Below are 10,427 nucleotides of genomic sequence, written 5' to 3'. Positions count from 1 at the left end.
AACTGATGACACAGCTTCTGCGAAGGTATCTACTTCAGAATTGAATTCAAATATGAATTTTATTTTGTGGTTTATGGGGACGAAAGAAGATGTTAATAGCACTATGTCTAGTGATTCATTTTATTCTAAAAAAAGTATTTTAACTTCCGGTAGAGAGCCAAATCACTTATTAGTGAAGACACTTTTGAAAAAAGCGATAAATATCAAATCTTGTTAGTATTTATTTAAGGTTAAATTTAATTTGTATATAAAAAACGCCAACTTAATGTTGGCGTTTTTTTGTATTTCTAATTGAAAATTTAATCAAATTCAGAAGTGAAAAATAATTTAACACTTGGGTACTTGCTCTGTGTCATTTGAATCGTAAAGTCAGAATCCGCAAGAAATACTAACTGATTGTATTTGTCTTTTGCGAGGAACTTTTGCTTTATGCGTTTAAATTCCTTAAACTCTTCATTCTTGGCGTCGTCTGGTTTTACCCAGCAAGCTTTGTGAACAGGAAAGTTTTCATAAGTACATTTTGCACCATACTCGTGCTCCAATCGGTATTGAATAACTTCATATTGTAATGCTCCTACAGTACCAATTACTTTTCGATTATTCATCTCCAATGTGAATAGTTGAGCCACACCTTCATCCATCAATTGATCGACTCCTTTGTCAAGCTGTTTGGCTTTCATTGGATCAGCATTATTGATGTATCTAAAGTGTTCTGGAGAGAAACTTGGGATTCCTTTGAAACTCATGATTTCTCCTTCGGTCAAAGTATCACCAATTTTGAAATTTCCAGTATCATGAAGCCCAACGATATCTCCAGGATATGAAATGTCAACTATTTCTTTTTTCTCAGCAAAGAATGCATTTGGACTTGAGAATTTTAAGTTTTTTTTCTGGCGAACATGGAAATAAGGCTTGTTTCTTTCAAAAGTTCCAGAAACAATCTTTATAAATGCTAATCGGTCTCTGTGTTTAGGATCCATATTGGCATGGATTTTAAATACAAATCCAGACATTTTTTCTTCTTTTGGGTCTACTAGTCTGGTTTCAGAATCTTTAGGTCTAGGTGATGGTGCAATGGCAACAAAACAATCTAATAATTCACGAACTCCAAAATTGTTTAATGCGGATCCAAAAAAGACAGGTTGTAATTTTCCATCCAAATAATCTTGACGATCAAATTTAGGATATACTTCATCTATTAATTCCAGTTCCTCACGCAAACGATCGGCAGGTTTCTGACCGATTATTTTTTCTAATTCTGGACTTTGTACATCTGAAAAAGCGATTGTTTCTTCGATGTTTTTACGACTATCACCGCTAAATAAATTGATGTTTTGTTCCCAAAGGTTGTAAATGCCTTGAAAATCATATCCCATTCCTATAGGGAAACTTAGTGGAGTAACTGTTAATCCAAGTTTTTGTTCCACCTCGTCCATTAAGTCAAAAGCATCTTTTCCTTCACGGTCCAATTTGTTGATGAAGACAATGATCGGAATTTTACGCATTCTACATACAGAAACCAATTTTTCGGTTTGCTCTTCGACTCCTTTTGCAACGTCTATTACAACAATTACACTGTCTACAGCTGTTAAGGTTCTAAAAGTATCTTCGGCAAAATCCTTGTGACCTGGTGTATCAAGAATGTTTATCTTTTTTTCTTTGTAATTAAAGGCTAAAACAGAAGTGGAAACCGAGATTCCTCTTTGACGTTCAATTTCCATGAAATCGCTCGTTGCTCCTTTTTTAATTTTATTATTTTTAACAGCACCGGCTTCTTGAATAGCTCCTCCAAAAAGAAGTAATTTTTCAGTTAGTGTTGTTTTTCCGGCATCGGGGTGTGAAATAATCCCAAAAGTTCGTCTTCGTTGTATTTCTTTTAAAAAACTCATATTTTTATATAAATAGTCTGCAAAAGTACTATTTATAAATTCTATATGAAAAAATATAGTTATAATAAAAAGGTTGTTATTTGTTCATTATTATAATTGTTCTAAAAAATAAAAAAGCTATCCGTACTGGATAGCTTTTATTTTGCAAATAATAATGATTATATATTCAGCGACCAAACAGTATAGCTCTTTGGAGGGCATTGTATTTTTACCCATTGATCTGCTTGTGTTGTAGGATACCAAGTAGAATTTCCTGTAAAGTCTTTGATTTGTCTAGACGCCCAATTGGTTTGGATCCATCTTTCTAATGTAGCAGTGGAATTATTAATGTAAACCACTAATCCTGGATTTCCATTATAGCCATTTCTTCTGGCGATATATTCATCGTTGTCAGCATATAATATGGAGGTATTCCCTGTTGCTTTGTTGTTGTGAATCCAAATAAGGTTATTCAATTTTGCTTTGTTAAGCCATTCTTCATAATCTCTATAAAAAATGGTTGGATAACCTTCATGGGTAAGAATGTATGCGTATGCTAATTCTTTGGCCCAAATTTCATCAGTATCGTGATTGGTTACAAAAGTTACTGCTTTGTATGGATTTCTTTTCCACATCATGTCGTCATTTAATAGGGCAAGATTATTACCATCAAAAGCATCATTCATTTTATAATAGCAGGCAAAATCGAATACAGAACTGTTTGCATTGTTTGCCCAGTCATTGAGCACATTTACGTTTGAATCCCATAATTCACCAACAGAAAACCCACCCACATTTGCATTCCAGTCTCTTACTACCCAAGAGCCAAAACCTTTAACATAGTCAAATCTCCATCCGTCAAATTTCATGGTGTTTTTATAGTATTTACCTACCCCATCTGTTCTTTTCCAAAGCCAATCTTGCACGTTTGGTGCGGCATGACATAAATCTGGAAATCCTCCAAATGCACCTTCGTCATTGTTTCCAAAGGAATTTTTATAAAAATCTGCATATGTTCTTTTGAATTTTCCTGAAGCTATCCCTGTAAAATTTGTCCAAGTGTTGGTTCCTGTAAATGGATTGGCTTCTGATTGCCCTCCGCTATTGTGATTGATTACAATGTCAGCATATACTTTTATATTTTCGGTGTGGGCTTTAGTAATTAAATTTACCAATTCAGTTTTTGAACCAAATCGAGTTTCTGTGGAACCATTTTGATTATAATCTCCAAAATCAAAGTAATCAGTAGGGTCATATCCCATTGAAAAAGCTCCATTTTGTGCTTTTGATGCTGGAGGTAGCCATATTGATCCAATTCCTGCATTTCCCCAGTCCGTAACTTTTGTTGCAATTGTATTCCACCAGTTTCCTCCTGAAGGTACATCCCAATAAAAGGCTTGCATCATTACCCCACCTCCAGGATTATCAACATATTTTCCAGTAAGAGATGTTTTTGAATTTCCAGTGCTAAAAGGACGTCCATCGTGTGTGGTCACATTGATTATCTTGAATGTTGACGCTTCAGGACTTTTGTCGCTAACTTCATCAGTCGAATTACAGGAATAAAGTCCTGCCAGTAAAGCGGTTAAAAAATAAATTTTAAAAATTGGTTTCTTCATAATTTGGTTAATTTAAGGTTGGTAATTGGTTTTTTTGGGTTTAATAAGAATTCTGTGCCTCTTGAAAATCTGTTTAATTTCAAGCTTTTTGTTTTTTATAATTAGCTGTTAATTATTGGATTAACTTTTTAGCGTAGCGAATGTATTTAAAATACAGTAAGATTTGTAATTTTTTTATTTCAAAAGTTCACTACAACGATATAGTGTTTATAAATTATTTTAAAAGGCTATTAATTAGTGGGTTGTGTATTTGTTTTTGAGGGATTCTAAATAAATTAAATGTTTTTTAGATAATTAGAAAAAACATAAAAAATAATTTAATTGATTAAAAGTGTTGATTTGATATTTTAAATGATGATAAATGCTAATTCGTTAAAAAAAAGTATAATGAAAGAGATAAAAAAGTAAGCCATTTTAAACTTTATTGGATTTTTTTAAGCTTTGACTCTTTTAAAGTAGAATCCGATTTTTGAATTGTAAACTGTAAATAAACGCACCTCAAGGAACTTAATAATTTTTTGTTAATACTACAGAGGAAACTTGTTTAATGCAATCGAATTGTTATTTTTGTTCGGTTTAAATTCGGAAAATTGTAAGTATTCTGTTGAGTTAATGCGTTTTAATTCTTTGAACTTTAAAGTAAATAAACTTGATTTGTTTTAAAGTGTTCTATTTAAGCAGGATGCGTTTTTTTTTGAAACAGATTCTATTTAAAATAATAATAATATAAAATATAAAAAATGCCTTTAAAAATTGTACAAATGAAATACATAACTAATAAAGTTGTGTTGACTTTTTTTCTTTTGTTTACTGCTTTAACCTTCGTAAATGCTCAAGAAATTATAAAAGATAGTGTTGTTGCTGTTGCAAAGCCAGTAGTTTCTTCTGGGAAAAAGCTTAAAATTGATGGTGTTGTAGCAACAGTTGGGGATTATATTGTTCTGGATTCTGATATTGATAAAGGATTTCTTGAGATTACAGCTCAGGGAGGTTCTACTAAAGATGTAACTAGATGTCAAATTTTAGGTAGATTATTAGAGGATAAATTATATGCACATCAAGCCGTTCAGGATAGTGTTATAGTAAGTGATTCTGAAGTAAAAGGGATGATGGATGAAAGATTAAGTTATATGATCGAGCAAATTGGATCTATGGATAAGTTGGTTAAATACTATCAAAAAGATTCAGAAGAAGAATTTAGAACCTATTTCTTTGATGTGTTGAAAGAACAGAAACTCACAAGTGAAATGCAAAAGAAAATTGTTGAAAAAGTTGAAATAACGCCTGAAGAAGTTCGAGAATTTTTTAAGAAGATACCTGTTGCAGATTTACCAGTTTTTGGTGCAGAATTAGAAGTGGCACAAATCGTTATCAAGCCTAAAGTTACTGAAGAGGATAAGAAAAAGGTAATTGATAAACTGAATGGTTTTAGAAAAGAATGTCTTGAAGGGGCGAGTTTTGCAACCAAAGCGGTATTGTACTCTGAAGATCCAGGGTCCAGTAAAAATGGAGGATATTATAAAATGACTCGTAAGACTCCTTTTGTAAAAGAGTTTAAAGATGTGGCTTTTAGTCTTGCTGAGGGTGAAATTTCTGAACCTTTTGAAACTCAGTATGGTTATCATATTATTTATGTAGAAAAGATCAAAGGTCAGGAGATAGAATTGAGACATATATTGATATCACCAGTAGTTTCTCAAGAATCTTTGAAAGAGGCTAAAGAGAAAATTACTTTGATAAGAAAGAAAATTGAGGATAAAGAAATCACTTTTGCGGAAGCGGCAAGAACAATGTCGGATGAGAAAGAAACAAGAGCTAATGGTGGAACTTTGGTGAATCCTAAAACACAAGATACGCGTTTTGAATTGACCAAAATGGATCCTTCTATATATAGTCAGGTTTCGAATTTAAAAGATAATGAAATTTCTATGCCATTTCTAGAAGATGTTCAAGGGAAGAAAGATTATAAAATTATGATTGTAACTAATAGAATAGATTCGCATACCGCCGATTATGCTAAAGATTACATCAAAATTAAAGATTTGGCATTAAAAGAAAAGCAATTTAAGGCAATTGGAAAATGGTTTGATGTTAAAATAAAAGATACTTATATTAAGATTGTTGATGAATATAAAGATTGTCCTTTTACTAATAACTGGGTTAAAAAATAATTTTCATTAAATAAATAAAAAGAGTTAGTTTTATGTTTTCATAGAGCTAGCTCTTTTTTTAATTAAAAAAAATAATATAAAATGTCGGATGTAACAGCGATACAAAATTTAGTTGAAAAGCGTAATGAATTAAAAAAAGAAATTGCCAAAATCATTGTTGGTCAAGAAGCGGTTGTTGATCAAATTTTGCTTTGTATTTTTTCAGGGGGTCATGCCTTATTGGTTGGGGTTCCTGGACTAGCCAAAACTTTATTGGTAAATACTTTGGCGCAAGCTTTAGGGTTGGATTTTAAAAGAATTCAATTTACACCAGATTTAATGCCGTCAGATATATTAGGGAGTGAAATATTAGATGAAAATAGACAGTTTAAATTTATAAAAGGACCTATTTTTTCAAATATTATTTTGGCTGATGAAATCAATAGAACTCCGCCAAAAACACAAGCTGCTTTATTGGAGGCGATGCAAGAAAGGTCTGTTACTATTGCAGGCGCAAACCATAAGTTGAGTTTGCCTTATTTTGTATTGGCTACACAAAATCCAATTGAGCAAGAAGGAACTTATCCTTTGCCTGAAGCGCAATTAGACCGATTTATGTTTGCCATAAAACTGGAATATCCTTCTTTTGAGGAAGAGGTGCAAGTGGTGAAACGCACAACTGCAGATTCTGATACAAAAGTAAACGCATTGTTTACGGCTCAAGAGATTATAGATTTTCAGCATTTGATTCGTCGAATTCCTGTTGCAGATAATGTGGTGGAATATGCGGTAACATTGGTAAGTAAAACGCGTCCGGATAATGCTCTTTCCAATGGATTTGTAAAGAATTATTTGGATTGGGGAGCGGGACCAAGAGCGTCACAGAATTTAATTTTGGCAGCCAAAGCCAATGCTGCTTTTCATGGTAAGTTTTCTCCAGATATTGAAGATGTAAAAGCAGTTGCGACTGGAATATTGAGACACCGAATCATTAAGAACTATAAAGCCGATGCGGAAGGAATTTCTGAGGAAATGATAATTGATAAGCTGATTTAAAAGTAAAAAATAAGAAATTATTGAAAAGTGTTATATTCTAATGGGAATGTAACACTTTTTGTTTTAACAATAGTTTTTATTTTTGTTAAAATCCAATTTTGGAATTGCTGAATTTGTAAATTTGATAGGCGAAATGTGCGTATTTCTCATTTTAACGCATCAAAATCTTTTATTTTGCAATAATAATTTTTAAAAAAGGTGGATCCATTAAATTTTTTTTAATTATCAGCTTTAATTCCTAAATTTGCGTACAAAAAAATAAAAATACCTATAAAAGACTTCTGTTATGACTTATAAGGATTACATTCAAGAGATTGAAGAAAGAAAAAACCAAGGGCTTAACCCGAAGCCAATTGATGGTGCTGAACTACTAAGCGAAATCATTGAACAAATTAAAGATTTGGATAACGAGTACAGAGAGGATTCTCTTAAATTCTTTATTTATAATGTTGTACCAGGAACTACTCCTGCTGCTACTGTTAAAGCTAATTTTTTAAAAGAAATCGTTCTAGGTCAATCAGTAGTTGCTGAAATTACGCCAGCTTTTGCTTTGGAGTTATTGTCGCATATGAAAGGTGGAACTTCTATAAAGGTATTACTTGATTTAGCTTTAGGTAATGATGTTGCAATTGCAAAAGATGCAGCGGAAGTTTTAAAGACACAAGTTTTTCTTTATGAGGCCGATACAGATCGTTTAGAAGCAGCTTTCAAAAGCGGGAACGGAATAGCAAAAGAAATTCTTGAGAGCTATGCTAAGGCTGAGTTCTTTACTAAATTACCTGAAATTGCAGAAGAAATTAAGGTAGTTACTTTTATTGCTGGTGAGGGAGATATTTCAACGGATTTACTTTCTCCAGGAAACCAAGCCCACTCACGTTCAGATCGTGAACTTCATGGAAAATGTTTAATTTCTCCAGAAGCACAGGCTGAAATCAAAGCATTAGCGGATGCGAATCCTGATAAGAGCGTGATGTTAATCGCTGAAAAAGGTACTATGGGTGTTGGTTCTTCAAGAATGTCAGGTGTAAACAACGTGGCGCTTTGGAGTGGTAAACAAGCTAGTCCTTATGTTCCATTTATTAATATTGCTCCAATTGTTGCAGGAACAAACGGTATTTCTCCGATTTTCCTAACAACTGTTGACGTTACTGGTGGTATTGGTCTTGACCTTAAAAACTGGGTAAAAAAATTAGATGAAAATGGTAACCCTGTTCGTAATGAAAGCGGTGACCCTATTCTAGAGGAAGTTTACTCTGTCGCTACTGGTACTGTTCTTACTATCAATACCAAAACAAAGAAACTTTATAACGGAGACAAAGAATTAATTGATATTTCTAAGGCATTTACTCCTCAGAAAATTGAATTTATAAAAGCTGGTGGGTCTTACGCTATTGTGTTTGGAAAAAAATTGCAAACATTTGCATCAAAGACTCTTGGTATTGATATCGTACCTGTATATGCTCCGTCAAAAGAAGTTTCTGTTGAAGGACAAGGTCTTACAGCTGTAGAAAAAATATTTAATAAAAACGCGGTTGGAACAACTCCAGGTAAAGTTTTGCATGCTGGTTCAGATGTTCGTGTTACCGTAAATATTGTTGGTTCACAAGATACAACTGGTTTGATGACTTCACAAGAGTTAGAGTCTATGGCTGCTACTGTGATTTCTCCAATTGTTGACGGTGCTTACCAATCGGGTTGTCATACAGCTTCAGTTTGGGATAATAAATCTAAGGCAAATATTCCTAGATTGATGAAATTTATGAACGACTTCGGATTGATCACAGCTCGTGACCCGAAAGGCGTTTATCACTCAATGACGGATGTAATTCATAAAGTACTTAATGATATTACTGTAAACGAGTGGGCAATCATCATTGGTGGTGACTCTCATACAAGAATGTCTAAAGGTGTTGCTTTTGGTGCTGACTCAGGAACTGTTGCTCTTGCATTGGCTACTGGTGAAGCCTCAATGCCAATTCCAGAATCTGTGAAGGTAACTTTCAAAGGAGACATGAAAGGGTATATGGATTTCCGTGATGTAGTTCATGCTACACAATCTCAAATGCTTAAAACATTTGGTGGAGAGAATGTATTCCAAGGAAGAATTATTGAGGTTCATTTAGGAACTCTTAATGCCGATCAAGCCTTTACGTTTACGGACTGGACTGCAGAAATGAAAGCGAAAGCTTCTATCTGTATTTCTGAAGATTATACTTTGATTGAGTCGCTAGAGATGGCGAAAGGTAGAATTCAGATTATGATCGACAAGGGAATGGACAATAAAAATCAAGTTCTTAAAGGATTGATTGCTATTGCTGATAAGAGAATCGCTGAGATCATTTCAGGTGAGAAACCAGCTTTAAGACCAGATGCAAACGCTAAGTATTATGCTGAAGTGGTTGTAGATCTTGATCAGATTGCTGAACCAATGATTGCTGATCCAGATGTTAATAATGCTGATGTTTCTAAAAGATATACTCACGATACTATAAGACCTCTATCTTTCTACGGTGGAGTTAAACAAGTAGATCTTGGATTTATCGGATCTTGTATGGTTCACAAGGGCGATATGAAAATTCTAGCTCATATGCTTAAAAATATTGATGAGCAAGAAGGTAAAGTAGAATTCAAAGCGCCACTAGTTGTAGCTCCTCCTACTTATAATATTGTTGATGAATTAAAAGCAGAAGGTGACTGGGAGATTTTACAAAAATACTCTGGTTTCGAATTCGACGATAATGTTCCTAAAGCTGCGGCACGTACATCATACGAAAACATGTTGTATCTAGAGCGTCCAGGTTGTAACCTTTGTATGGGTAACCAAGAAAAAGCTGCCAAAGGAGATACTGTAATGGCAACATCTACTCGTCTTTTCCAAGGAAGAGTAGTTGAAGATACTGAGGGTAAAAAAGGAGAATCATTACTTTCGTCTACACCAGTTGTGGTATTATCTACAATCCTTGGTAGAACTCCAACTATAGAAGAATATAAAACTGCAGTAGAAGGAATCAACCTAACTAAGTTTGCGCCTTCTCATAAGTTATTAGTTAAATAATTCACATTATTAGTTAATTATAGTTTAAAAGCCTGAGTCTAATGACTCAGGCTTTTTTTATACTCTATTTTTTTGTACCTTGTTATGTTTAAAATTAAATAACAAAAACAATTATAATTATGGCTTTTGATATTGAAATGATTAAAAAAGTGTACGCCAACATGACGACTCGTGTTGATGCAGCACGTGAGGTAGTTGGTCGCCCACTTACTTTAACGGAGAAAATTTTATACAGTCACCTTTGGGATGGAACTGCTTCAAAAGCTTTCTCCCGCGGAGTTGATTATGTTGATTTTGCTCCGGACAGAGTTGCTTGCCAAGATGCAACAGCTCAAATGGCATTATTGCAATTTATGCATGCAGGTAAATCAAAAGCTGCTGTTCCAACAACGGTTCATTGTGATCACTTGATCCAAGCCAAAGTAGGTGCTTCTACAGATTTAGCAGTTGCAAATACGCAATCTAAAGAAGTTTTTGATTTTCTATCATCAGTTTCAAATAAATATGGAATTGGTTTCTGGAAACCAGGATCAGGAATTATTCACCAAATTGTTTTGGAAAACTATGCTTTCCCTGGAGGAATGATGATTGGTACAGATTCCCATACTGTAAATGCTGGTGGATTGGGAATGTTGGCTATCGGTGTGGGTGGTGCTGACGCCGTGGATGTAATGTCTGG

General features: G+C 33.9%; 6 protein-coding genes and 1 pseudogene. 5 read left to right on the top strand and 2 right to left on the bottom strand.

Annotated elements, in window-relative coordinates; all coding sequences use genetic code 11:
- Positions 1 to 217, top strand: a pseudogene (locus VFS71_RS03935) (hypothetical protein); the annotation flags it as partial.
- An 82-nt stretch (positions 218 to 299) separates the two neighbouring features.
- Here the strand turns inward: VFS71_RS03935 and VFS71_RS03930 are convergent.
- Both VFS71_RS03930 and VFS71_RS03925 read right to left on the bottom strand, forming a co-directional pair.
- Entirely contained in the window at positions 300 to 1,889 is a 1,590-nt protein-coding gene (locus VFS71_RS03930) for a peptide chain release factor 3 (protein WP_326399498.1), read from the bottom strand.
- A gap of 158 nt (positions 1,890 to 2,047) precedes the next feature.
- Positions 2,048 to 3,487 carry an alpha-amylase gene (locus VFS71_RS03925; protein WP_326399497.1) on the bottom strand — a complete coding sequence of 480 codons (1,440 nt, stop codon included), beginning with the start codon at positions 3,485 to 3,487 and terminating at the stop codon, positions 2,048 to 2,050.
- Between the two features lie 740 nt (positions 3,488 to 4,227).
- Between VFS71_RS03925 and VFS71_RS03920 the strand changes: the two genes are divergently transcribed.
- The 4 genes from VFS71_RS03920 to VFS71_RS03905 form a co-directional block, all read left to right on the top strand.
- Complete coding sequence (locus VFS71_RS03920; protein ID WP_326399495.1) at positions 4,228 to 5,658, top strand: peptidylprolyl isomerase; 1,431 nt, start codon at positions 4,228 to 4,230, stop codon at positions 5,656 to 5,658.
- Between the two features lie 81 nt (positions 5,659 to 5,739).
- Positions 5,740 to 6,693, top strand: coding sequence for a MoxR family ATPase (locus VFS71_RS03915; RefSeq protein WP_326399494.1), 954 nt, complete (start codon positions 5,740 to 5,742; stop codon positions 6,691 to 6,693).
- Positions 6,694 to 6,979: 286 nt separating this feature from the next.
- Positions 6,980 to 9,748, top strand: coding sequence for a bifunctional aconitate hydratase 2/2-methylisocitrate dehydratase (locus tag VFS71_RS03910; protein ID WP_326399493.1), 2,769 nt, complete (start codon positions 6,980 to 6,982; stop codon positions 9,746 to 9,748).
- Positions 9,749 to 9,867: 119 nt separating this feature from the next.
- The coding region (locus VFS71_RS03905) for an aconitase family protein (protein WP_326399491.1) at positions 9,868 to 10,427 on the top strand (560 nt) is incomplete at its 3' end.

The organism is Flavobacterium sp. (assembly GCF_035760125.1).
Taxonomy (GTDB): Bacteria; Bacteroidota; Bacteroidia; order Flavobacteriales; family Flavobacteriaceae; genus Flavobacterium.
Note: the sequence above shows the minus strand (reverse complement) of the source record. Positions and strands in the feature narration are given on the sequence as shown.